The organism is Citrobacter sp. KTE151 (assembly GCF_000398845.1).
Taxonomy (GTDB): domain Bacteria; phylum Pseudomonadota; class Gammaproteobacteria; order Enterobacterales; family Enterobacteriaceae; genus Citrobacter; species Citrobacter braakii.
This window is the reverse complement of record NZ_KB976059.1, coordinates 621,793-647,202: the sequence shown is the minus strand read 5'-3', so window position 1 is coordinate 647,202 and position 25,410 is coordinate 621,793. Positions and strand designations below refer to the sequence as shown.

General features: G+C 52.3%; 21 protein-coding genes. 4 read left to right on the top strand and 17 right to left on the bottom strand.

Going from position 1 to position 25,410, the window contains the following annotated elements:
* Positions 1 to 2: 2 nt before the first annotated feature.
* The 16 genes from dnaE to rpsB form a co-directional block, all read right to left on the bottom strand.
* Positions 3 to 3,485, bottom strand: a complete 3,483-nt coding sequence (gene dnaE, locus WC7_RS21295) for a DNA polymerase III subunit alpha (RefSeq protein ID WP_016151769.1) — start codon at positions 3,483 to 3,485, stop codon at positions 3 to 5.
* A 24-nt stretch (positions 3,486 to 3,509) separates the two neighbouring features.
* The gene (gene rnhB / locus WC7_RS21300; protein WP_016151768.1) at positions 3,510 to 4,106 is read right to left on the bottom strand and encodes a ribonuclease HII; all 597 of its coding nucleotides are present in this window, start codon (positions 4,104 to 4,106) and stop codon (positions 3,510 to 3,512) included.
* On the bottom strand, positions 4,103 to 5,251 hold the full coding sequence (lpxB, locus tag WC7_RS21305; RefSeq protein ID WP_016151767.1) for a lipid-A-disaccharide synthase: 1,149 nt from the start codon (positions 5,249 to 5,251) through the stop codon (positions 4,103 to 4,105). The genes rnhB and lpxB overlap by 4 nt, the downstream gene beginning before the upstream one ends.
* Positions 5,251 to 6,039: an acyl-ACP--UDP-N-acetylglucosamine O-acyltransferase gene (lpxA, locus tag WC7_RS21310; protein ID WP_003018525.1), complete on the bottom strand. Its 789-nt coding sequence runs from the start codon at positions 6,037 to 6,039 to the stop codon at positions 5,251 to 5,253. The genes lpxB and lpxA overlap by 1 nt, the downstream gene beginning before the upstream one ends.
* Positions 6,040 to 6,042: 3 nt before the next feature.
* Positions 6,043 to 6,498: a 3-hydroxyacyl-ACP dehydratase FabZ gene (gene fabZ, locus WC7_RS21315; protein ID WP_003018528.1), complete on the bottom strand. Its 456-nt coding sequence runs from the start codon at positions 6,496 to 6,498 to the stop codon at positions 6,043 to 6,045.
* A 103-nt stretch (positions 6,499 to 6,601) separates the two neighbouring features.
* The gene (gene lpxD, locus WC7_RS21320) at positions 6,602 to 7,627 is read right to left on the bottom strand and encodes a UDP-3-O-(3-hydroxymyristoyl)glucosamine N-acyltransferase (protein ID WP_016151766.1); all 1,026 of its coding nucleotides are present in this window, start codon (positions 7,625 to 7,627) and stop codon (positions 6,602 to 6,604) included.
* Between the two features lie 3 nt (positions 7,628 to 7,630).
* The gene (skp, locus tag WC7_RS21325; RefSeq protein ID WP_016151765.1) at positions 7,631 to 8,116 is read right to left on the bottom strand and encodes a molecular chaperone Skp; all 486 of its coding nucleotides are present in this window, start codon (positions 8,114 to 8,116) and stop codon (positions 7,631 to 7,633) included.
* Between the two features lie 122 nt (positions 8,117 to 8,238).
* On the bottom strand, positions 8,239 to 10,653 hold the full coding sequence (gene bamA / locus WC7_RS21330; protein ID WP_016151764.1) for an outer membrane protein assembly factor BamA: 2,415 nt from the start codon (positions 10,651 to 10,653) through the stop codon (positions 8,239 to 8,241).
* 29 nt (positions 10,654 to 10,682) lie between these two features.
* Positions 10,683 to 12,035, bottom strand: a complete 1,353-nt coding sequence (rseP, locus tag WC7_RS21335) for a sigma E protease regulator RseP (protein WP_016151763.1) — start codon at positions 12,033 to 12,035, stop codon at positions 10,683 to 10,685.
* Between the two features lie 11 nt (positions 12,036 to 12,046).
* Positions 12,047 to 12,904 carry a phosphatidate cytidylyltransferase gene (cdsA, locus tag WC7_RS21340; RefSeq protein ID WP_016151762.1) on the bottom strand — a complete coding sequence of 286 codons (858 nt, stop codon included), beginning with the start codon at positions 12,902 to 12,904 and terminating at the stop codon, positions 12,047 to 12,049.
* Positions 12,905 to 12,916: 12 nt separating this feature from the next.
* A complete protein-coding gene (gene ispU, locus WC7_RS21345) occupies positions 12,917 to 13,675 on the bottom strand; it encodes a (2E,6E)-farnesyl-diphosphate-specific ditrans,polycis-undecaprenyl-diphosphate synthase (RefSeq protein ID WP_003018543.1) in 759 nt (252 codons plus the stop codon).
* Between the two features lie 312 nt (positions 13,676 to 13,987).
* Positions 13,988 to 15,184 carry a 1-deoxy-D-xylulose-5-phosphate reductoisomerase gene (gene ispC, locus WC7_RS21350; RefSeq protein WP_016151761.1) on the bottom strand — a complete coding sequence of 399 codons (1,197 nt, stop codon included), beginning with the start codon at positions 15,182 to 15,184 and terminating at the stop codon, positions 13,988 to 13,990.
* Between the two features lie 218 nt (positions 15,185 to 15,402).
* Positions 15,403 to 15,960 carry a ribosome recycling factor gene (gene frr, locus WC7_RS21355; RefSeq protein ID WP_016151760.1) on the bottom strand — a complete coding sequence of 186 codons (558 nt, stop codon included), beginning with the start codon at positions 15,958 to 15,960 and terminating at the stop codon, positions 15,403 to 15,405.
* Positions 15,961 to 16,099: 139 nt separating this feature from the next.
* The gene (gene pyrH, locus WC7_RS21360; RefSeq protein ID WP_005132114.1) at positions 16,100 to 16,825 is read right to left on the bottom strand and encodes a UMP kinase; all 726 of its coding nucleotides are present in this window, start codon (positions 16,823 to 16,825) and stop codon (positions 16,100 to 16,102) included.
* A gap of 145 nt (positions 16,826 to 16,970) precedes the next feature.
* Entirely contained in the window at positions 16,971 to 17,822 is an 852-nt protein-coding gene (gene tsf, locus WC7_RS21365) for a translation elongation factor Ts (RefSeq protein WP_016151759.1), read from the bottom strand.
* Between the two features lie 134 nt (positions 17,823 to 17,956).
* Positions 17,957 to 18,682 (bottom strand): 30S ribosomal protein S2, encoded by a 726-nt coding sequence (gene rpsB, locus WC7_RS21370; protein WP_016151758.1) that lies wholly within the window; start codon positions 18,680 to 18,682, stop codon positions 17,957 to 17,959.
* 449 nt (positions 18,683 to 19,131) lie between these two features.
* Between rpsB and map the strand changes: the two genes are divergently transcribed.
* The 4 genes from map to WC7_RS21390 all read left to right on the top strand — a co-directional run bounded on the left by map (position 19,132) and on the right by WC7_RS21390 (position 24,065).
* Positions 19,132 to 19,926, top strand: a complete 795-nt coding sequence (map, locus tag WC7_RS21375; RefSeq protein WP_016151757.1) for a type I methionyl aminopeptidase — start codon at positions 19,132 to 19,134, stop codon at positions 19,924 to 19,926.
* A gap of 114 nt (positions 19,927 to 20,040) precedes the next feature.
* Positions 20,041 to 22,713, top strand: a complete 2,673-nt coding sequence (gene glnD, locus WC7_RS21380; RefSeq protein WP_016151756.1) for a bifunctional uridylyltransferase/uridylyl-removing protein GlnD — start codon at positions 20,041 to 20,043, stop codon at positions 22,711 to 22,713.
* A gap of 31 nt (positions 22,714 to 22,744) precedes the next feature.
* Positions 22,745 to 23,569 carry a 2,3,4,5-tetrahydropyridine-2,6-dicarboxylate N-succinyltransferase gene (gene dapD / locus WC7_RS21385; RefSeq protein ID WP_003829186.1) on the top strand — a complete coding sequence of 275 codons (825 nt, stop codon included), beginning with the start codon at positions 22,745 to 22,747 and terminating at the stop codon, positions 23,567 to 23,569.
* 109 nt (positions 23,570 to 23,678) lie between these two features.
* A complete protein-coding gene (locus tag WC7_RS21390; protein WP_003018562.1) occupies positions 23,679 to 24,065 on the top strand; it encodes a DUF3461 family protein in 387 nt (128 codons plus the stop codon).
* Between the two features lie 42 nt (positions 24,066 to 24,107).
* Here WC7_RS21390 and cdaR read toward each other — a convergent pair whose 3' ends face one another.
* The gene (gene cdaR, locus WC7_RS21395; RefSeq protein WP_016151755.1) at positions 24,108 to 25,265 is read right to left on the bottom strand and encodes a DNA-binding transcriptional regulator CdaR; all 1,158 of its coding nucleotides are present in this window, start codon (positions 25,263 to 25,265) and stop codon (positions 24,108 to 24,110) included.
* Positions 25,266 to 25,410 lie beyond the last annotated feature (145 nt).

Sequence of the window (25,410 nt, the reverse complement as noted above, 5' to 3'; positions counted from 1 at the left end):
TATTAGTCAAACTCCAGTTCCACCTGCTCCGAACCAATAAGGCCACGGAGATCGTTTAGCAAACGATCGCTCGGAGAGACACGCCACGTTGCGCCAAAACGCAATCGCGCACGTGCATCCGCCCTCTGATAGTAGAGATGTACTGGAATTGTCCCCGAGCGGTGGGGTTCCAGAGACTGACGGAGTCGGTTTAAAAGCTGGTCATCAATTTGCCTGTCCGTCAGCGAGATAGCAAGCCCGCGAGCATATTTTTCCCGGGCTTCGTCAATATCCATGACTTCACGGGCCATCATTTTAAGCCCGCCGCTGAAGTCATCAAAGCTGACCTGTCCGCTGACGATAAGTATGCGGTCTTTTTCCAGCAATTGCTGGTATTTATCCAGAGCATCGGTAAACAACATAACTTCCAGACGCCCGGAACGGTCATCCAGGGTACAGATGCCGATACGATTGCCGCGCTTGGTGACCATTACCCGCGCAGCAATGACGAGCCCCGCAGCCGTGGTGACTTTACCACGTTCTGTCGGATGCATGTCTTTCAGCCTGTGGCCTCCAACATAGCGCTCAATTTCTTTTAAATACTGGTTGATGGGGTGTCCCGTCAGGTAAAGCCCTAACGTTTCACGTTCCCCCTCTAATACCACCTGCTCCGGCCACGGTGTACAGTTAGCATAAGACTGTTCAATTTGTTCCGGCTCTTCAGCCAGCACGCCAAACATGTCCGCCTGACCCGTTGCCTCGGCTTTCGCATGCTGATCGGCGGCTTTTAGCGCATCGTTGAGTGAATTCATCAACGCCGCGCGATGTGGGCCAAGGCGGTCAAACGCCCCGGACATGATTAACTTTTCCAGCACCCGGCGGTTGAGTTTTTTGATGTCCGTGCGCGCACAGAGATCAAACAGCTCGCGGAAGTAACCGCCTTCGTTGCGCGCCTCAATAATAGCTTCAATTGGCCCTTCACCCACGCCTTTTATCGCGCCGATGCCATAGACAATTTCGCCATCATCATTCACGTGAAAATGATAAAGCCCGGAGTTGATATCCGGCGGCAGGATTTTGAGCCCCATACGCCAGCATTCATCCACCAGCCCGACCACTTTCTCGGTGTTATCCATATCGGCGGTCATTACCGCCGCCATAAACTCGGCGGGGTAATGCGCCTTCAGCCATAGCGTCTGGTAAGAGACCAGCGCATAGGCAGCGGAGTGCGATTTGTTAAATCCGTAACCGGCGAATTTCTCCACCAGGTCAAAGATTTTCATCGCCAGTTCGCCGTCGACGCCGCGCTTTTTCGCCCCTTCTTCAAAGGTGCCGCGCTGCTTAGCCATCTCTTCCGGCTTTTTCTTACCCATCGCACGACGCAACATGTCCGCACCGCCAAGGGTATATCCGGACAGCTCCTGGGCAATCTGCATAACCTGTTCCTGATACAGGATAATGCCGTAGGTCGGCTCCAGTACCGGTTTCAGACACTCATGCTGCCATTGTACGTCCGGGTAGGAAATCTCTTCGCGACCATGCTTACGGTCGATAAAGTTATCTACCATCCCCGACTGTAGCGGACCAGGACGGAACAGGGCCACCAGGGCAATCATATCTTCGAAGCAGTCAGGCTGCAGACGTTTGATAAGATCTTTCATGCCGCGGGATTCAAGCTGGAAGACCGCCGTGGTCTCCGAGCGTTGCAGCATGTCGAAGCTTTTCTTGTCATCCAGCGGGATAGCGGCGATATCCAGAGGCGGCTCGCCGTTCTTTTCACGACGCGCGTTAATCATTTCCAGCGCCCAGTTGATGATGGTGAGCGTACGCAGGCCGAGGAAGTCGAACTTCACAAGGCCGGCATATTCCACGTCGTTCTTATCAAACTGAGTAACCGGGTGCAGCCCCTGTTCATCGCAGTACAGCGGCGCAAAATCGGTAATTTTGGTCGGCGCGATAACTACACCACCGGCGTGTTTACCGGCGTTACGCGTGACGCCTTCCAGCTTACGCGCCATATCGATCAGCGCTTTAACCTCTTCATCTGCCTCATAGATTTCCGGCAGTTGGGGTTCGGCTTCAAAGGCTTTTGCCAGCGTCATGCCCGGATCGGGTGGCACCAGTTTCGAAATACGGTCAACGAAGCCGTACGGGTGTCCCAGCACGCGCCCCACGTCGCGGATAACCGCTTTGGCCGCCATAGTACCGAAGGTAATAATCTGCGAAACCGCATCACGACCGTACATTTCCGCCACGTGTTCAATTACCCGGTCGCGTTTCTCCATACAGAAGTCAACGTCGAAGTCGGGCATTGAGACACGTTCCGGGTTCAGGAATCGTTCGAACAGCAGGTCAAATTCCAGCGGATCCAGGTCGGTAATTTTCAGCGCATAGGCGACAAGCGAGCCGGCACCGGAACCACGTCCAGGGCCTACCGGTACGCCGTTATCTTTCGACCACTGGATAAATTCCATCACGATCAGGAAGTAGCCAGGAAATCCCATCTGGTTGATAACTTTAAGTTCAACTTCCAGACGTTCGTCATAAGGCGGGCGCTTCTGAGCGCGAACTTCAGGGTCCGGGAACAAAAACGCCAGACGCTCTTCCAGACCTTCGCGCGATTTCGCCACGAGGAAATCCTCGGTGGTCATATCACCGGTCGGGAACTGTGGCAGGAAATACTCACCCAGACGTACCGTCACGTTACAGCGCTTAGCTATCTCAACGGTGTTTTGCAGCGCTTCCGGAATATCGGAAAACAGCTCGCACATCTCATCTTCGCTACGCATGTACTGCTGCGGCGAATAATTACGCGGGCGTTTCGGGTCGTCAAGGGTGAACCCGTCATGGATTGCCACGCGGATTTCATGCGCGTCAAAATCACCGGTTTCAAGGAAACGAACATCGTTGGTCGCCACCACCGGAAGACCACGCCTTTCCGCCAGTTCTACCGCTGCATGCAGATAATTTTCTTCATCTTGCCTGCCGGTGCGGATAAGCTCGAGGAAGTAACAATTCGGAAAATGTTCTTCGTAAAACGCTACGCACTCATCAACCAGCGCGCTATTACCGCGCAGCAGGCTGCGTCCGACGTCGCCCATGCGGCCACCAGAGAGCAAAATCAAACCTTCTTTTAACTCGGCCAGCCAATCCCGGTCGATGACCGGCCCTTCTGCGCCATAACCACGCTGATAGGCTTTCGATATCAACAACGTCAGGTTCTGATAGCCAGTATTGTTTGCGGCCAGCACGGTGAGCTGCGTGAGTTCATCGCCCAGCAGTTCGCTACGGACATGAAAATCTGCGCCAACTATCGGCTTGATACCCGCACCGTGACCCGCTCCGTAAAACTTCACCAGACCACACAGGTTGGTAAAATCGGTGATCGCCAGCGCAGGCATGCCTAACGCGGCCGCCTTTTTCACCAGCGGCCCGGTTTTCGCCAGCCCATCGATCATGGAGTAGTCGCTGTGCACCCGCAGGTGGACGAAACGAGGTTCAGACATCTTCAGATTCCTTCGACACAAGAATCAGGACGTGAGTCCCAGTGCGCGTTTGACGGGGCCAAAACTACGGCGATGGTGCTCTGTTGCGCCATGCATTGCCAACTTTTCCAGATGAAAAGCGGTTGGATAGCCTTTGTGCTGTGCAAAGCCATACTGCGGGAACACCGTATCCAGGGCCGCCATTTCAGCATCACGAGTGACTTTTGCCAGTATCGACGCCGCGCTAATCTCCGCCACACGGCTATCACCTTTTACCACCGCCAGCGATGGCACCGGTAATGTCGGGCAACGATTGCCGTCGATCAGTACGTATTCCGGCGCTATATGCAGACCCGCAACCGCACGCTGCATGGCCAGCATAGTGGCATGTAAAATATTCAACTCGTCGATTTCATGTGGTTCCGCACGACCCAGGCTCCAGCTTAACGCTTTTTCTTTAATCTCATCGAATAGCGCCAGGCGACGTTTTTCCGACAGTTTTTTTGAGTCGTTAAGACCGATAATAGGGCGAGCCGGATCCAGAATGACGGCGGCAGTGACGACCGCGCCGACCAAAGGACCACGTCCAACTTCATCTACACCCGCCACTAAATGCGTATGCGGATATACAAATTCAATCATTGCGCTAACTCCAGGACCGCATCCGCCGCCTGCTCATCAGCGTTGCAACGGATCTGCTGATGCAGTTCACGGAATGTGTCGTGCATTGCATGGCTGGTTTTGCCATTCGCCAGCAACGGCAACAGCGCTTGCGACAGCGCCTGCGGTTCGCACTCTTCCTGCAACAGCTCTTTAACCAGTTCTCTTCCCGCCAGCAGGTTAGGTAGCGAAACGTAATCGGTCTTCACCAGACGCTTTGCCAGCCAAAAGGTGAAAGGTTTCATACGATAGCCAACCACCATCGGGCATTTTGCCAGCATACATTCCAGCGCAGCGGTGCCGGAAGCCAGCAGTGCGGCATCGCTGGCAACCATCGCTTCACGTCCCATCCCATTAAGCAGATGTACGGAAAGCTCCGGTGCAACTTCAGATTTAATGCGCTCAAACTGCTCGCGACGTTTGGCATTCACCAACGGCACTACCACTTCGAGATCTGGATAATGCTGGCGTAACAACTGCGCCGTTTTCAGAAAATCGGCGCTGAGCATCTCCACTTCTGCGCCACGGCTTCCTGGCAATAGCGCCAGGCAGTGAGCGTCATGGGGAATACCCAGAACATCGCGAGCCGCGTTTTTATCCGGGTCCAACGGCATGGCATCTGCCATGGTATGACCGATAAAGCGGCACGGGACGTTAAATTTGTCATAAAACGCTTTTTCGAAAGGCAGAAAGGCCAGCACCATATTGGTGGATCTGCCTATTTTGAAAACGCGTTTCTGTCGCCAGGCCCACACAGAGGGGCTGACGTAATGAATGGTTTTAATGCCCTGCTTTTTCAAATTCCCTTCGAGGGTAATATTGAAATCAGGCGCATCAATACCGACGAAAACATCCGGCTTTAAGTCGGTAAATCGGCGAGTGAGATCGGCGCGAATATGCAGTAAACGGCGCAGGCGTCCGAGCACTTCAACAATGCCCATTACCGCCAGCTCTTCCATTTCGTACCAGGCTTCACAGCCTTCGGCCTGCATCAGCGGACCCGCCACGCCAACAAAACGCGCATTGGGAACGCGAGCCTTGAGTGCACGGATTAACCCTGCACCAAGAATATCGCCGGAGGTTTCTCCGGCGACGAGGGCAATCGTTAAAGGACGCTGCTCAGTCATTAACGAATCAGACCACGCGTTGAGCGCTCAAAGAAGTCGCTGAAAGCCTGAACTTCAGGGTACTGTTTCGCCAGTTCCGCGATTTCCGGTTTCACTTCTTCCAGCGTTTTACCGCTACGGTACAACGCTTTGTAGGCATTACGAATCGCGGTAATCGCTTCGCGGGTGAACCCACGACGCTTCAGACCTTCGATATTGACGCCAAATGGCGTTGCGTGGTTGCCCTGGGCGATAACGTATGGAGGCACGTCCTGAGCAACGCCAGAACAGCCGCCAACCATCACATGCGCGCCGATGATGCAGAACTGATGCACCGCAGTCATGCCGCCGATGATAACAAAATCATCCAGCGATACATGCCCGGCAAGCGTGGCGTTATTCGCCAGAATACAGCGGTTGCCTACCGTACAATCATGCGCGACGTGCGCATTAATCATCAGTAAGTTATCGCTGCCCACCTTCGTCACTCCACCGCCCTGCACTGTGCCACGATGAATGGTGACGCTTTCGCGGATGCGGTTGCGATCGCCAATTTCCACGCGGGTCGGTTCGCCAGCATATTTCAGATCCTGGTTAACTTCACCGATGGAGGCAAACTGATAGATCTCGTTATCGCGACCAATTTTTGTATGGCCATTCACGACAACGTGAGACTTCAGTACAGTACCCTCACCAATTTCAACATGGGGTCCAACAATACAAAATGGGCCAATGTGAGCGTTAGCGCCAATGCTGGCGCCTTCTTCCACAATGGCAGTTGGGTGAATAAAGGCGGATTTATCAATCACGTATCAGGCCTCCCGGCTACGGGCACACATCATCGTTGCTTCGCACACAACTTTACCGTCGACCAGCGCAACCCCTTTAAAACGGGTCAGGCCGCGGCGCGTTTTCTCGAAAGTCACTTCCATGATCATCTGATCGCCTGGCACGACAGGACGCTTAAAGCGCGCTTCGTCAATACCCGCAAAATAGTACAGTTCACCTGGTTCCAGTTTCCCTACGCTTTTAAACGCGAGGATACCGGTGGCCTGCGCCATTGCTTCCAGAATCAGTACGCCTGGGAAAATAGGTTTACCCGGGAAGTGGCCCTGGAAGAAAGGCTCGTTAACAGATACATTTTTCACTGCGCGCAGAAAGCGACCTTCTTCAAAATCCAGCACGCGGTCAACCAGCAGAAACGGAAAACGGTGCGGCAGAAGTTCTAAAATCTCTTCAATATGCAGAGTATGAGTGTTAGTAGTCAAAATACTCTTCCTGTCAAAATATACTAAAAGGCAATAATAACACGGCCTGTCGCAATCGTATGAATGGGACAGGCCGAAAAGTCAGACATGCAAAAACGGTGCTTTAGTCTTGTTGATTAACCTTGCGCTCAATCGCTTTGAGACGCTTGCTCATATCATCAATATTCATCACCAGTGCAGCTGTTTTACGCCATACCTTATTGGGCTGTAGCGGAATGCCTGAGGAATAGACGCCAGGTTCGGTGATAGGACGCATCACCATACCCATGCCAGTAACCGTGACTTTATCGCATATTTCCATATGCCCATTGATCACGCTGGCGCCGCCAATCATGCAGTAACGGCCAATCTTCAGGCTACCCGCCATAATGACGCCACCGGCTACCGCCGTATTGTCGCCAATCACAACGTTATGCGCAATCTGGCACTGGTTATCAATGATAACACCATTACCGATCACAGTATCGTCCAGCGCACCACGGTCAATGGTGGTACAAGCGCCGATCTCGACGCGATCGCCGATAATCACGCGACCAAGCTGCGGGATCTTCACCCAGTTACCGCGATCGTTCGCGTAACCAAATCCATCAGATCCGACGACACTGCTGGACTGGATCAGGCAATTCTCACCGATCTGAATGTCGTGGTAAATCGTCACATTCGCCCACAAGCGTGAACCTGCGCCGATTTTAGTATTTTTTCCGACGAAGCAGCCTGCGCCGATAACGACGTTATCGCCCAGTTCTACGCCAGACTCAATGACCGCATTTGCGCCCACAGAAACATTATTACCCAGCTTCGCCGTCGCATCGATCACTGCACTCGGTGCAATGTTTTGTGCGGGCTGCGGCGTGGTATCTAAGATTTGCGCCATACGTGCATAGGTCAGGTAGGGATTCTTCACTACCAGCGCTGCACTCTTAGCAAAAGGAAGATCGTCCTGCGTCATCACAACGGCAGAGGCCTGGCATACGCCTAAGTGTTCACGGTACTTAGGATTCACCATGAACGTGATATTGCCAGTTTGCGCAGATTGCATGGACGCTACGCCGGTGATGACGATATCGCCATCACCGTGTAATTCTGCATCCAACTGCTCTGCTAAATCAGCCAGTCGAATTGAAGGCATTACTTATTTAACCTGTTTCAGTACGTCAGCGGTGATGTCTTTTACATCGCTGCTGTTGTATGCAACGGTGTTTGCGTCAACAACCAGATCGATGCTCTGACTGTTAGCAACAGATTTCACAGCTGTCTGGATACGAGTAACCAGTTTGCCACGTTCTTCGTTGGAACGACGCGCACGATCCTGCTCAAAAGCCTGAGCTTTCTGAGAGAAAGTCTGACGCTGAGCCATGACGTCTTTTTCCAGCTTGGTACGATCGCTACCCGCTTTCATGGATTGCAGACGCTGCATTTTAGATTGCAGATCAGATTCCATACGCTGCAGTTCGCTGGCACGGCCTTTGAACTCGTTTTCCAGCGTAGCAGAAACGCCCGTCTTCTGTGCAACCTGTTGGAACAAGCTACCCATGTTGACGATTGCAATTTTGTCAGCAGCCTGTGCGGACGTTGCCATCGCTAAACCGAGACCTGCAGCTAATAACCACTTTTTCACAATTAACTCCTTACCATCCCATTTGCACCCGAAGGTACAGTTCTTTGCGTGGCCAGGCGATCCCATGCAAGATCGCCTAAAGTCATCGCTACACTACCACTACATTCCTTTGCGAAGAACAATTACCAGGTTTTACCAATGTTAAACTGGAACTGTTCCGCTTTGTCTCCATCGTACTTCTTGAACGGCTGGGCGTAGGAGAAAACCAACGGCCCCAATGGGGACATCCATTGTAAAGCGATACCCGCTGACATACGGATATTGTTCGGATCGCTGTAGTCCGGATAACCAGAGTACTTAGCTGAATCCCAGTTCGTATCCCAAACGGTACCCATATCCCAGAAGAACGAGGTACGGACCGAGTTGGCATACTTGTCGCTGATAAACGGCGTCGGGGTAATAAATTCCAGGCTGGCGACAGCCATGGCGTTACCGCCCACCGCATCATCCGATTTACACGGTGAAGTATTGGTGGCGTCACATTCGTTATCGTAATCGCTATCGTTGTTATAACGATTAGCCGGTAAATAGACAGCCTTTGGACCGATGGTGTTGGACTGGAAACCACGCACGGTGCTGGAACCACCCGCATAGAAGTTCTCGTAGAACGGCATCTCTTTGCTGCCGATGCCGTCACCATAGCCCCACTTCGTGCGACCCAGAACAACCCATTTGTGATCGTCATCGATCGGCACATAGGTCGCGGTATCCAACGTCGCTTTGTAGTATTCGTTGTCAGAACCCGGAATGGTTACTTTACCGTTCAGGTTGACACGCGTACCTTCCGTTGGGAAGTACCCACGGTCCAGCTTGTTATATGTCCACCCATAGTTGAAGGTGAAATCGTCTGATTTAAAGCTATCAGCGTCAGGATCCTTACCCATTGAAACCAGATAACGTTGCATTGCAACCTGTGGATCCATGTTAGACAAGGAGTTATGCACATAACCCACACCCGCACGCAAGGTGTTGTATTCGTTGATCGGGAAGCCGAGCGTTGCGTCAGTACCATAACTTTTGTTGGTATAGTCGGACAGGTCTGCATCATCCGCTTTAAAGTCATTGTAGAAAACGCGACCACCAAGGCTCACCCCATCAACGGTGAAATATGGGTTGGTGACAGACAACTCAGTATAGGTCTGATAGTCGTTTTTGGTGCCGTTGATCCCGACTGAATAACCGGTACCTAACCAGTTATCTTGCTGAACGCCAGCCTGGAAGCTCACGCCGCTTTCAGTACCGTAACCAACGCCGAAGTTAAAGCTACCGGTGTTACGCTCTTTGACCTTATAGACCACATCAACCTGATCCGGGCTACCCGGTACACGCTGAGTATCGGTATCGACGGTTTCAAAGTAACCCAGACGGTTCAGACGCTCTTTACCCTGATCGACCAGATCGCTACCCAACCAGGCACCTTCCATCTGGCGCATTTCGCGACGCAGAACGGAATCTTTAGAGGTGTCGTTACCTTCAAAACGAATCTTACGCACGTAGAAACGGTTACCTGCATCCACGTTTACGCGTAATTTAACGGTTTTGTCGGCGTCGTTGATTTCAGGTTGCGACTGTACGCGCGGATAGGCATAGCCATAGCGACCCAGAAGCTTCTTGATATCATCTTCCATTTTGGTCACTTTGGTGCCGTTATAGAGTTCGCCTGGCTCGATTTTGGTCAGGGTCTCAATTTCGGCGGAGTGCCCAGCCAGGTTACCGCTCACCTGTACCCCTGAAAGCTTGTATTGATCGCCTTCAGTGATGTTAACGGTAATGTAGATACCTTTTTTATCCGGCGTCAGGCTAACCTGGGTGGAATCGATATTGAAGCGCGCATAACCGCGATCCAGATAGTAGCTGCGCAAGGTTTCAAGATCGCCCGCCAGTTTCTGTTTCTGGTATTTACGATCGCCCACCACGTTCCACCACGGCACTTCATCACGCAGTTGGAAGTGAGAGATCAGTTCGTCGGTCGAGAAAGCATGGTTGCCGACGATATTGATCTGTTGGATCTTCGCCGAAACGCCTTCCTGGAAGACCAGCTTGAGGTCAACGCGGTTACGCGGCAACGGCGTTACCACCGCTTTCACACTGGCGCTGTACTTACCGACGCTATAGTAGAAATCTTCCAGCCCTTTTTCGATATCGGCTAGCGTGGTGCGATCCAAAGACTCGCCAACACGCACACCAGAAGCCTCGAGGTTTTGCTTGAGCATGTCATCTTTTACCGATTTGTTACCGGAGAAAGTGATGCTGGCAATCGTCGGACGTTCTTTTACCTGAACCAGAAGGGTATCACCATCGCGCAGGACGCGGACATCCTCAAAGTTACCGGTGGCGAACAGAGCACGAATGGTATTACTGATGTCTTCATCATTAACCGTGTCGCCTGTGCGCACCGGCATACTGAGGAGAGCCGCACCAACGGCGACTCGCTGTAGGCCTTCGAAATGAATGTCCTTCACTACGAACCCTTCAGCACCGTATACGGTGGCGCTGCTAAACAGCAGCGACGCTATGAGCAACTTTTTCATCGCCATCGTTATTATGCGTTCTTCCTAACACTCTCTTACAACCGAGAGAAATCATTGAAAAGTGCAAGCCCCATTAACAACACCAGCAAGATAGAGCCAATGCGATAACTAAAGTCTTGAACCCGCTCGGATACCGGACCGCCCTTCAGCTTTTCAATCGCCAGGAACAGCAGATGCCCCCCGTCAAGAACGGGCAACGGAAACAGGTTGATTATCCCTAAGTTCACGCTGATAAGCGCAAGGAACATCAGGTAATAAATAACCCCGAACTCCGCTGACATCCCAGCCCCCTGGGCGATAGAAATCGGCCCACTGAGGTTGTTCAGTTTTACATCACCGGTAATCAATTTTCCCAGCATACTGACCGTCAGCTTCATCAACTGCCACGTTTTATCCGAGGCTTCGAGGATGGCGCTGAATGGCCCATACTGGCGTACAGTCTTATACTCATCTGGCAGAGGAATAACTTTAGGCACCACGCCCGCAAAACCCTCTGCCTTCCCGTTAACCTGTTTTGAATCTGGGGTTAACGTTAAAGACAAGGAACTTCCTTGTCTTTCAATATCTAGCGCTAACGGCTTATCCGGATTATCGCGCACCAGCGTCACGAACGTCATCCATTGCGTCAGCGGCTGACCATTGACTTTAACGATCCTGTCGCCAGCTTGCAAACCCGCCTTACTTGCAGCGGAGTTTACCTGCACTTCTGACAGCACCGATTCAATCTGCGGACCGCGCGGGCGAATCCCTAAACTGGAAACAGGATCCTCTTTGTCTGGCTCAAATGCCCAATGGCGTAAATCCAGCGTTTTGTCCTGCCGCTGGTTGCTGCCAAACTGCGCCACGCTGAGAGTCGTATGTTCATCGCCAATTTTGGATACCAGTTGTAATCGCACGGCATCCCAATCAGGGGTTTCGATACCATCAACCGCTTTTAGTTCCGTACCCGGCTGAATTTGCGCCTGTGCGGCAATCGAGTTGGGTGTTATTTCACCAACAACCGGACGAACGCCAGGGACACCGATGATAAACACCAGCCAATACGCGAAAATAGCAAAAAGGAAGTTGGCAATCGGACCTGCGGCGATGATGGCTGCGCGTTGTCCAACCGTTTTATTGTTGAAAGCGTAATGGCGCAGCTCCGGTGCGACCGGTTCAGCGCGCTCATCCAGCATTTTGACGTAACCGCCGAGGGGAATCAGGGCGATGACGTATTCCGTACCTGATTTATCGGTACGCCGCCAAAGCGCTTTTCCAAAGCCAATGGAAAAGCGTTCGACGCGGACTCCGCAGCGCCGTGCAACCCAGAAATGACCAAATTCATGCACGGTGATAAGCACACCAAGTGCAACGATGAATGCAGCCAGATTCCAGAGAATACTCAGCATAAGACCATCCGTTAGAGCGTCCTGAATACCAGTAACAACAGGCAGGCAAAGACCGGTACCGCAGCCGTCAGGCTATCAATACGATCCAAAATACCGCCGTGTCCTGGTATTAAGTGACCACTGTCCTTAATACCTGCTTCACGCTTAAACATACTCTCGGTCAGGTCACCCAGCACGGAGGCCAGGGCTGCAACGATAGAGCAAATAAGCAAGGTGACAGGCGCAACCTCAAGATTCGCCCACATGCCATAACCCCATGAGATCACGGCCGCAGTGGCGAGTCCGCCAATAAAACCCTGCCAGGTTTTACCAGGAGAAACCTTCGGCGCCAGCTTATGTTTGCCAAACAGCTTACCAAACATATAGGCACCCGAGTCCGCTCCCCAGACGAGGATCATGACATACAGCAGCCATAGCGCGCCACTATAATGATTCTCATCATAGTGCCATGCACGTAGCGCCAGCATTCCCCAAAAGAAAGGGACTATGGTTAACACGCCGAAAATTATGCGTAATGTTTTGGAATTACGCCAGACCGACGCAGAGCCGGGATAAAACAGCACCAGTAACAGCGCCACGACCCACCAGCCCAGCGACGCCCACAGCGATACTTCAACCAGCGGCTGATGAATATTGCGATGGTATTCCGGCAACAAAAATAGCATCAGTGCCAGCAATAGCCCGCACAAAACAGCCAGCCAGACTCGCTGCGTACGCGTGGTAAAACCGCTTAACTGTCCCCATTCCCAGGCGGCCAGCATACAGACGGCCAGCGTAACAATGGCGAACCCCACCGGCGGCAGCAAAAACAGCGCCGCGATGACAACGGGTATTAAAACAAAAGCAGAAATCAGGCGATACTTCAGCAAAAGCGACCCCCATCAGGCTTTTTCATCACCGGGCTCGGTGCCGCCGAAACGACGCTCACGATTAGCAAAGGCATGCAGCGCACCTTCAAAGTCTTGTTCATCGAAATCGGGCCAGAGAACATCCGTAAAGTAAAGTTCGGCATAGGCAATTTGCCACAACAGAAAATTACTAATTCGATGCTCTCCCCCAGTCCTTATCACTAAATCCACAGGAGCCAGTTCATGCATACAAATTTGCTGCCCCAGCATCTCTTCATCGATTTGCTCTGGACGCAGCAGACCATCCTGCACCTGTTGTGCCAGTTGTCTGACTCCCTGGACTATATCCCACCGTCCACCGTAATTCGCTGCAATATTTAGCGTCAACCCGGTATTCTGGGCGGTAATCGCTTCTGATTTGCGAATCCGTTCTTGCAAACGTGAGTTAAATCGACTGATATCCCCGATAATACGCAGACGTACGTTATGGCGGTGCAGGTTTTTCACTTCGCTATCAAGCGCCCACACAAACAGCTCCATTAACGCGCTCACTTCCTGCGCAGGTCGGTTCCAGTTCTCACTGCTAAAGGCATACAGCGTTAACGCATCAATACCGTTATTGGCAGCAAAAGAGACAGCCCGGCGGACGGACTTTGCTCCGGCCTTATGTCCAAAGGCGCGAATCTTCCCTTGCTTTTTCGCCCAGCGGCCATTGCCATCCATGATAATTGCTACATGGCGACAACCATGTGCTGGCAAATTTTCGCTTAATGGTTTAGTTGCAGACAACATAACGCGTTTTTAGTCCCTGAAAGGATTATACGGTACTCAGGAATACTGAAGCCTTTTGCGCTTCATCCTTCAGGCTGCTCCTTCGTCGGCTGTGATCTTCGCCCAAGTCACATACTCTTTGTATGCTCCAGGGGACTCATCCACTTGCCACCTTGATGCAACCTGAATGATTTTGTGCATCCACAAAAAAGCCGTGTCAAACCACGGCTTACCCGACCGAAAAAAAACAAATACCCGCGATCGAGTGGCGCAGACTATATCACTGAAGCCCAACGCTAACAAATAGCGCGATTCTCCGAGGAGGGATTATCATCAGCTTGAGCGTCGCATCACTTCTTTTCTGGCGACTTCCCGCGCGATAGCATCAACCTTCAGCACGTCATCAACGCTCTGTGGCTCCTGCAAATCCATCTTATCCAGTACGGATAAATTCAGGTCAGCAATATCGGTAAATCGGATCTGCTGCGCCAGGAATGCGGCAACGGTAATTTCATTCGCTGCGTTCAAAGCGGTCGTCGCCGCCTGCCCTTGCTCAAACGCGTCCATCGCCAGTTTCAGGCATGGATAACGCTGGTAATCAGGTGCGGAAAACGTCAACGCACTGAGCTTGCAAAAGTCGACAGGCTTAACGCCGGACGTCACTCGTTCTGGCCATGCCATCGTATGAGCAATAGGTGTACGCATATCAGGTTCCCCCAACTGCGCCAGAACGCTACCATCCTGATAACGCACCATCGAATGAATAACCGACTGCGGGTGAATCAGCACTTCCATCTGGCCTGCATTGGCATTAAATAACCAACGCGCTTCAATGTATTCCAGACCTTTATTCATCATGGTGGCTGAATCGACAGAGATTTTTCGTCCCATCGACCAATTCGGATGACGACATGCCTGATCGGGGGTCATAGAAACCAGATCGCGCAATGGCGTTTCACGGAAAGGGCCACCAGACCCGGTAAGCAAAACTGAAATGACGCCATTTTGCTCAAGGTCAGCGTATCCCAGATTGTGTTGGATAGGTTGCGGTAAACTCTGAAAAATCGCGTTATGTTCGCTATCTACCGGCAAAAGCTGTGCTTTGTGGCGTTGCACGTCGTCCATAAACAGACGCCCGCAGGTCACCAGAGACTCTTTATTCGCCAGCAAAATGCTTTTGCCCGCGCGGATTGCCGCCAGCGTCGGTAGCAAGCCCGCCGCGCCGACAATCGCCGCCATAACCTGATCAACATCATCCAGCGCAGCCATATCACAGGCAGCCTGCTGCCCGCTCATAACCTCAGTACGACTGCCCTGCTCCAGCAGAGCTGCTTTTACCAACGCAGCGCTTTTTTCATCGTCCATTACTGCATAGCGAGGAGAAAATTCCAGACATTGCTCAACCATACGGACGACATTTTTACCCGCCACCAACGCAGCAACACGAAATTTTTCCGGGTTATGGCGTACTACATCCAGCGTACTGCAACCAATGGAACCGGTTGATCCCAGGATGGTTAATTGCTTCATCAGACATCCAGAAGAATTTTACTCGTCATATTTCAAGTTGCATGTACGTTGGCTCTCCTCGTTCACCCCTGTCACGCACGGGTGTACGCTCCCGGGGATGCCCTGCGTCGCCGCCTTCCTGCAACTCGAATATTTAGAGTATATAGACAGAAAAAAGCAAAACGCCGCCATCCAGCCTTCTCAGGCCTTCTAAGCGGCGTTTTTAGCGTACAGGCGAATCAGAACTGCATCAGTTCCGTTTCTTTCTCTGCCAGCGCCGCATCAACTTTCTTGATAGCTGCGTCAGTCAGTTTCTGTACGTCGTCCTGAGAACGGCGATCGTCATCTTCGCTGATCTCTTTTTCTTTCAATAACGCTTTCACTTTGTCGTTGGCATCGCGGCGTACGTTACGTACGGCAACGCGCGCGCCTTCAGCTTCGCCACGCACGATCTTGGTCAGATCTTTACGACGTTCTTCAGTCAGCGGCGGCAGCGGAACGCGGATGTCGGAACCCGCAGAGCTTGGATTCAGACCGAGGTCGGAAGCCATAATTGCTTTTTCAACGGCTGGCCCCATAGAACGGTCGAACACGTTGATTTTCAGGGTACGGGAATCTTCAACCGTTACGCTTGCCAACTGGCGCAGCGGGGTCGGTGTGCCGTAATATTCCACGACAATACCATCCAGCAGGCTAGGAGAAGCACGGCCCGTGCGAATTTTGCTGATTTGGTTTTTGAACGCTTCGACGCATTTGTCCATGCGTACTTCAGCATCTTTTCTGATATCGTTGATCACGTTACGAATCCTTGAAAGCTTGTTTCAGTCAGACCATACCCACCACGCAAGATGTGACAAGTATAGTCTTGATTAATTTTGAGGGACGTATCCCGCGACATTAAAGCGGAATATTACCTGCATTTAGCCGCAACGGGAATTATTCCGTGATTAACGTGCCTTCTTTTTCACCCATAACAACACGGCGCAGCGCACCCGGTTTGTTCATGTTAAAGACACGAATCGGTAATTTGTGGTCACGAGCCAGTGTAAACGCCGCAAGATCCATCACTTTCAGCTCTTTATCCAGTACTTCAGCATAGGTCAACTGTTCGTACATAGTCGCCGTTGGATCTTTAGCCGGGTCAGCCGTAAATACGCCATCGACTTTGGTGGCTTTCAGTACCACATCCGCTTCAATTTCAATACCACGCAGGCAAGCCGCAGAGTCGGTAGTGAAGAACGGATTGCCAGTACCCGCAGACAAAATAACAACGCGGTTGTTACGCAGCAGGCTGATTGCTTCCGCCCAACTGTAGTTATCACACACGCCATTCAGAGGAATTGCGGACATCAAGCGAGCGTTCACATAGGCGCGGTGAAGCGCATCGCGCATCGCCAGACCGTTCATGACGGTGGCTAACATGCCCATGTGGTCGCCCACAACGCGGTTCATCCCTGCTTTCGCCAGACCAGCGCCACGGAACAGGTTACCACCACCAATCACTACGCCAACCTGGATACCCAGCTCAACCAGCTCTTTGATTTCCTGAGCCATACGGTCAAGGATGCTTGCATCAATACCGAAGCCTTCTGAACCTTGCAGAGCTTCGCCACTTAACTTAAGCAGAATACGTTTGTAGACGGGTTTTGCATTGGTAGCCATGTTTCTTTCCTGAGACTGTCAACGAATGAGATGAATTAATTCCGGCGACATTGTATGTCGCTTTTCAGCATGACCACTATAGCGGTTCGCTGAATTTACAAGCCAGACACAAAAAGAAGCCGCCCTCAGGCGGCTCCTTTAAAAATTAAGACTGCTTGGACATCGCAGCAACTTCTGCTGCAAAGTCAGTCTCAACTTTCTCGATACCTTCACCCACTTCAAAGCGGATGAAGCCTGTTACATCAGCGTTGTGCTCTTTCAGCAGCTGACCAACAGATTTGCTCGGATCCATAACGAAAGGCTGACCAGTCAGAGAAACTTCGCCGGTGAATTTCTTCATGCGGCCTTCAACCATTTTCTCTGCGATTTCTTTCGGCTTACCAGACTGCATCGCGATGTCCAGTTGAACCTGGTATTCTTTCTCTACCACTTCAGCAGAAACGTCTTCCGGCTTAACGAATTCTGGTTTGCTTGCAGCAACGTGCATTGCCAGCTGTTTAACCAGCTCTTCGTCAGCGCCAGTTGCAGCAACCAGAACACCGATACGAGCACCGTGCTGGTAGTTACCCAGAACTTCGCCTTCCAGGGAAGCAACGCGACGGATGTTGATGTTCTCACCGATTTTAGCAACCAGAGCAACACGTTCTTCTTCGAACTGCGCTTTCAGAACTTCAACGTCAGTGATTTTGCCAGCAACGGCAGCGTCCAGTACTTTGTCAGCAAATGCCTGGAAACCAGCATCTTTAGCAACGAAGTCAGTCTGGCAGTTAACTTCCAGAATGAAAGCGATGTTGCCGTCGATTTTGGTTTTGATTACGCCGTCAGCAGCAACGTTGCCTGCTTTTTTCGCCGCTTTGATTGCGCCGGACTTACGCATGTTTTCGATTGCCAGCTCGATGTCGCCATTAGCTTCAGTCAGTGCTTTTTTGCAATCCATCATGCCTGCGCCAGTACGCTCACGCAGCTCTTTTACCAGGGATGCGGTAATTTCAGCCATTCTAAAATCCTCGGAAGATTTGATCTGCCCGGCATGAAACCGCACAGATTTAAAAGTGAAAAAGGGGCCTAAAGGGCCCCTAACCAAACGTGATACTACCTGGTTTATAAGGGGGCTCGAACGAGCGTGCCTTATTATTCAGCTTCTACGAAGCTTTCTTCCGCCTGGGAAGCCAGATCCTGAGAACGGCCTTCACGAACGGTAGTAGCTACAGCGCCCAGGTACAGGGTCACAGCACGGATTGCGTCGTCGTTACCCGGGATAACGAAGTCAACACCGTCCGGATCAGAGTTGGTATCAACAATAGCAAATACTGGGATACCCAGGTTGTTTGCTTCTTTGATAGCAATGTGCTCGTGGTCAGCATCGATTACGAACAGAGCGTCCGGCAGACCGCCCATGTCTTTGATACCGCCCAGGCTGTTTTCCAGTTTCTCAAGCTCACGAGTACGCATCAGCGCTTCTTTCTTGGTCAGCTTTTCGAAAGTACCGTCCTGAGACTGAGTTTCCAGATCTTTCAGACGTTTGATGGACTGACGAACGGTTTTCCAGTTAGTCAGCATGCCGCCCAACCAGCGATGGTTCACGAAGAACTGGTCGCAGTTGTTAGCAGCTTCTTTCACCGCTTCGCTTGCAGCGCGTTTAGTACCAACGAAAAGGATTTTACCTTTACGAGCAGAGATCTTGTTCAGTTCAGCCAGAGCTTCGTTGAACATCGGTACAGTTTTCTCAAGGTTGATGATGTGAACTTTGTTACGCGCACCGAAGATGAACGGCTTCATTTTCGGGTTCCAGTAACGGGTCTGGTGACCGAAGTGAACACCAGCCTTGAGCATGTCGCGCATGGAAACAGTTGCCATGATTAAAACCTCTATATATAAAAGTTGGGGTTAAGCCTCCACGCATCCCATATTACCGACCCCAAAGGGCACCCCGGAATATGTGCCGATACGTGTGTGTTGTTACACAAAGTGAGATTTGTCGCTCCCGTCCATCGTGTGTAGTCTTCAAATGGATCGGAAGTCCGGCGCGCTTTATACCACAAATACGCTACCGACACCAATAATTGTTGGCGGTGCGTGCTGAATGAACGATGAATTTCGTGTTACGGGGAGGCAGCCAATTTTTGCATCTCCGGGAGCCTACATGCAGTAAGCGGCTGGAGTGAAAAATTACGGCCAACGCACCTGTGGCACGAAAGGCGAAGTTCAGAATGATTCTCAATTTGGCAGCATGTATGCCGGACTGATACCATTGGCACCACTTAAACAATTATTGCCGATATCATCGGCACTGATGGACAGAATTCATGGCTATCTCAATCAAGACCCCTGAAGAAATCGAAAAAATGCGCGTCGCTGGCCGTCTGGCCGCCGATGTACTGGAAATGATCGAACCGTTTGTTAAGCCAGGTGTCAGCACCGGCGAACTGGATCGTATCTGTAATGACTACATCGTGAATGAGCAGCAGGCCATTTCCGCCTGCCTGGGCTATCACGGTTATCCAAAGTCCGTGTGCATCTCTATTAATGAAGTGGTGTGCCATGGGATCCCGGACGACGCCAAGCTCCTGAAAGACGGCGATATCGTCAACATCGACGTAACCGTGATTAAAGACGAGTTCCACGGTGATACCTCGAAAATGTTCATCGTCGGCAAACCAACCATTCTGGGCGAGCGTTTGTGCCGCGTCACGCAGGAAAGCCTGTATCTGGCGCTGCGGATGGTAAAACCGGGTATTCGCCTGCGCACGCTGGGCGCTGCGATTCAGAAATACGCGGAAGGCGAAGGCTTCTCTGTGGTTCGTGAATATTGCGGTCACGGCATCGGTCGCGGCTTCCATGAAGAGCCGCAGGTTCTGCACTACGATGCAGACGACGGCGGTGTGGTACTGCAGCCGGGCATGACCTTCACCGTAGAACCCATGCTGAATGCCGGTGATTACCGCATCCGCACCATGAAAGACGGGTGGACGGTGAAAACCAAAGATCGGAGCTTGTCTGCTCAGTACGAGCATACTATTGTGGTGACGGAAAAAGGCTGTGAAATTCTGACATTACGCAAGGATGACACCATCCCGGCGATTATCACACACGACGAATAATGTTTTGCCTGATGGCGATGCACCCGCATCTTATCAGGCCTACAAATTGTACTACTTCGTAGGCCGGGTAAGGCGTTCACGCCGTCATCCGGCTTTTTTAATGGGTGGCGCATAATGAATACTCTTCCTGAACAACACGCAAATACTGCCCTCCCCACCCTGCCAGGCCAACCGCAGAACCCCGGAACCTGGCCGCAGCACGATCTCAACTGCCCCGGCATTAAAGCGCATATCGACACTTTCCAGCACTGGTTAGGTGACGCGTTTGACAGCGGGATTTCCGCAGAGCAGCTGATTGAGGCCCGCACCGAGTTTATTGACCAGTTACTGCAACGTCTGTGGATTGAAGCCGGTTTCGGTCAAATTGCCGACCTGGCGCTGGTTGCCGTTGGCGGTTACGGGCGCGGCGAACTGCATCCGCTTTCCGATATTGACCTGCTGATCCTGAGTCGTAAAAAGCTACCAGACGCGCAGGCCGAAAAAGTTGGCGAACTGTTAACGCTGCTATGGGACGTGAGGCTCGAGGTTGGGCACAGCGTGCGCACGCTGGAAGAGTGTCTGCTGGAAGGATTGTCAGATTTAACCGTCGCCACCAACCTGATTGAAACACGCCTGCTGATTGGTGATGTGGCGCTGTTTCTTGAGCTACAAAAGCATATTTTTAGCGAAGGTTTCTGGCCGTCCGATAAGTTTTACGCAGCCAAAGTTGAAGAGCAGAATCAGCGCCACCAGCGCTATCACGGCACCAGCTACAACCTGGAGCCGGATATCAAAAGTAGTCCCGGCGGCCTGCGCGATATTCATACCCTGCAATGGGTGGCCCGCCGCCATTTTGGCGCCACCTCACTGGATGAAATGGTCGGTTTCGGCTTTTTGACGCAGGCAGAACGTGCCGAGCTGAATGAATGTTTGCATATCCTGTGGCGCATTCGCTTTGCCCTGCATCTGGTCGTTAGTCGTTACGACAACCGTCTGCTGTTTGATCGTCAGCTCAGCGTGGCGCAACGCCTGAACTACGGCGGTGAAGGCAACGAGCCTATCGAGCGGATGATGAAAGACTATTTCCGCGTCACACGACGGGTCAGCGAACTGAACCACATGCTGTTGCAACTGTTCGACGAGGCGATCCTCGCCCTGCCCGCCGATGAAAAACCACGTCCGATTGATGACGACTTTCAACTGCGCGGCACGTTGATTGATCTGCGCGACGACGACCTGTTTATTCGTAAACCCGAAGCGATATTGCGGATGTTTTACATCATGGTGCGTAATAGCGCGATCAGCGGAATTTACTCCACTACGCTGCGCCATTTACGTCATGCCCGCCGTCATTTAACGCAGCCACTGTGCTACATCCCGGAAGCGCGTTCGCTGTTTCTCAGTATGTTGCGCCATCCGGGCGCGGTGAGTCGCGGCCTGCTGCCTATGCATCGCCACAGCGTGTTGTGGGCCTATATGCCGCAATGGTCGCATATTGTCGGCCAAATGCAGTTTGACCTGTTTCATGCCTATACGGTGGATGAACACACCATTCGCGTAATGCTCAAGCTGGAAAGTTTTGCTAACGAAGAGACCCGTCAGCGCCATCCGCTGTGCGTGGATCTGTGGCCGCGTCTACGACAGCCGGAGCTGATTCTGATTGCCGCGCTGTTCCACGATATCGCCAAAGGTCGCGGCGGCGATCACTCGGTTCTCGGCGCCCAGGATGTGCTCAAATTCGCCGAACTGCACGGTCTGAACTCCCGCGAAACGCAACTGATCGTGTGGCTGGTGCGCCAGCATTTGCTGATGTCGGTTACCGCTCAACGCCGCGATATTCAGGATCCCGAAGTCATTAAGCAATTCGCCGAAGAGGTGCAAACGGAACATCGTCTGCGCTTTTTGGTGTGCCTGACCGTCGCAGATATTTGCGCCACCAACGAAACGCTGTGGAATAGCTGGAAGCAAAGCTTGCTGCGCGAGCTGTACTTCGCGACGGAGAAACAGTTACGGCGCGGGATGCAAAACACGCCGGATATGCGTGAGCGCGTACGCCATCATCAGCTTCAGGCGCTGGCGCTACTGCGCATGGACAACATTGATGAAGAAGCGCTACACCATATCTGGTCGCGCTGTCGCGCCAACTATTTTGTACGTCACAGCCCAAATCAGTTGGCCTGGCATGCGCGTCATCTGCTGCAACACGATCTCAGCAAGCCGCTGATCCTGCTCAGCCCGCAGGCCACGCGAGGCGGGACGGAAATTTTCATCTGGAGCCCTGACCGCCCTTACCTGTTTGCTGCCGTCTGCGCCGAACTGGACAGGCGCAACCTTAGCGTCCACGATGCGCAGATTTTCACCACCCGCGATGGGATGGCGATGGATACGTTCATTGTGCTGGAACCAGACGGTAGCCCGCTGTCGTCAGACCGACACGAAGCGATCCGTTTTGGGCTGGAACAGGCGATCACCCAGCGTAGCTGGCAGCCGCCGCAACCGCGTCGCCAGCCGGCAAAATTACGTCACTTTACCGTCGATACCGAGGTCACTTTTCTGCCGACCCATACCGACCGAAAATCATTTCTTGAGCTTATCGCTCTCGACCAGCCAGGACTGCTGGCGCGGGTCGGGCAGATTTTTGCCGATCTGGGAATTTCGCTGCATGGCGCCCGAATTACAACTATTGGCGAGCGAGTAGAAGATTTATTCATAATCGCCACCGCCGACCGGCGCGCCCTTAATAATGAGCTGCAGCAGGAAGTGCATCAACGGTTGACAGAGGCCCTCAATCCAAACGATAAAGGGTAATGTTTTTATTTATTATGGAAAGAGTTTAACAATGCAGCAGTTACAGAACGTTATTGAGTCCGCTTTCGAGCGCCGTGCCGACATTACTCCGGCAAATGTAGATACCGTAACCCGCGAAGCGGTGAATCAGGTTATTTCTTTACTGGATTCCGGTGCACTGCGCGTCGCAGAAAAGATTGAGGGTCAGTGGGTCACGCATCAGTGGCTGAAAAAGGCGGTCCTGCTCTCTTTCCGTATTAACGATAATCAGGTTATCGAAGGTGCGGAAAGCCGTTACTTCGATAAAGTGCCGATGAAATTCGCCAACTACGACGAAGCGCGCTTCCAGAAAGAAGGTTTCCGCGTGGTTCCGCCTGCGGCAGTGCGTCAGGGCGCGTTTATCGCCCGTAACACCGTGCTGATGCCGTCGTACGTGAACATCGGCGCTTATGTTGATGAAGGTACGATGGTTGATACCTGGGCGACCGTGGGTTCCTGTGCGCAAATCGGTAAGAACGTACACCTGTCCGGTGGCGTTGGTATCGGCGGCGTACTGGAACCGTTGCAGGCTAACCCGACCATCATCGAAGACAACTGCTTCATCGGCGCGCGCTCTGAAGTGGTTGAAGGCGTGATCGTCGAAGAAGGCTCCGTCATCTCTATGGGTGTGTATATCGGCCAGAGCACCCGTATTTACGATCGCGAAACCGGCGAAGTGCATTACGGCCGCGTTCCGGCGGGCTCCGTGGTCGTCTCCGGCAACCTGCCGTCGAAAGATGGCAAATACAGCCTGTACTGCGCGGTGATTGTGAAGAAAGTCGATGCCAAAACGCGTGGCAAAGTGGGAATCAACGAACTGTTACGCACCATCGACTAACAGCGATTTGAAAAAGCGGGCTTAGCCCGCTTTTTTTACATCTGCGAGTGGCATAAACAAGGCTTTTCGTTAATTATTCAATGGTTATAGTGAGCTTAAGGGTACCGCTATGTATGACAATCTGAAAAGTCTGGGCATTACTAATCCTGAAGAGATCGATCGTTACAGCCTGCGGCAAGAAGCCAACAACGATATCCTGAAAATCTATTTCCAGAAGGATAAAGGCGAGTTTTTTGCCAAGAGCGTGAAGTTCAAATATCCCCGTCAGCGTAAAACGGTTGTCGCCGATGGCGTCGGTCAGGGTTACAAAGAAGTGCAGGAGATCAGTCCCAACCTGCGCTACGTGATCGACGAACTGGATCAGATCTGCCAGCGAGATCGCAGCGAAGTCGATCTTAAACGCAAGATCCTCGATGATTTACGTCACCTGGAAAGCGTCGTGACCAACAAGATCAGCGAGATTGAAGCCGATCTGGAAAAACTGACGCGCAAATAAGTAGATTGTTGCCTGATAGCGCTACGCTTATCAGGCAATTAATCAATGCTGCTCATCCAGCTGCAACGCCACATACAGCAGCAGTCGATCGTCAAAATTCCCCAGATCCAGCCCGGTCAGCTCTGAGATACGGTTCAGGCGATACTCCAGCGTATTGCGGTGAATAAACAATGCTTTTGAGGTCGCTAGCGGCTGAACGTTATGTCGAAACCATGCTGATAATGTTCGACGCAGCAAACCGTTGTTATCCATCGCTTTCAGCCTTACCAGCGGGCGCGCCAGCTCATTGGCCTGCCAGCCGCCGCGCAGGCTGTCCAGCAGCACCGGCAGCATCAAGTCCTGATAGAAATAGCTCCGGCTTTCCGGCATTCGCTGCTTGCCGACCATCATGGTGGTGCGCGCCGTACGATACGAACGGGCAATGCTGCCGGGCCCGGTAAAATAGTTGCCCAGCGACACGCGAAAACGCAGTTGTCCATTCTCTTTCATGCGGGCAATCAGTTGCTCAACGCGCTTGCGATGATCTTCAGCGTCCCAGCGGCCAAACTGATTGAGGGCTGGTTTCAGCACCACCATCTCGGTCAGAGAAACAATCGCAATCAGATTATTACGTTCGGGTGTAGTCAACGCGTTCTGCAATTGCTGTAGCTCCGCCATCGCACTATCAACGCCAAGCTGACCGCTGTCGACCTCCACTACCGCCACCACGCGCGGCTGGTTCAAATCAATGCCCAATCGCTGTGCCCATTCCATCAGCGCCGGGGTATTCTCTTCAGCCTGAATCAGGTTCATCACCAGCTCTTCACGCAGACGGCTATCCTGCGCTAACAGATGCATCAGACGCGACTGTTCCAGCATCATTTCGGCGGTCATGCACACCAGTTCGCCATACTTGCGCAGATGTTCCGGCTCGCCGGTAAGACCGATAACGCCAACGATTTCGCCTTCCAGACGCAGCGGCAGGTTTATCCCCTGACGCACACCATGTAAATGCCGGGCTACCGCATCGTCAATATCGACCACCCGACCTTGTGAAAGCACCAGCAGCGCGCCTTCGTGCAATTCACCAATTCGTTCGCGATCGCCGCTGCCAATGATCCGCCCGCGGGCATCCATTACGTTGATATTGGTATCAATGATGCGCATGGTTCGCGCTACGATATCCTGCGCCATTTTGGTATCAAGATGCCAGCCAGCCATAAACCCCTCCTGTGAGCAGAGCTCAAGCATAGGGAAGATAATAAGCGGCGGCATTGTGCAACTGCACAAAGCGAGAGGGAGAAGTATGGAGTTGTGGGAAGTATCACAAAAAGAAACCCCTTCCTGTGCAGGAAGGGGTTTAGTG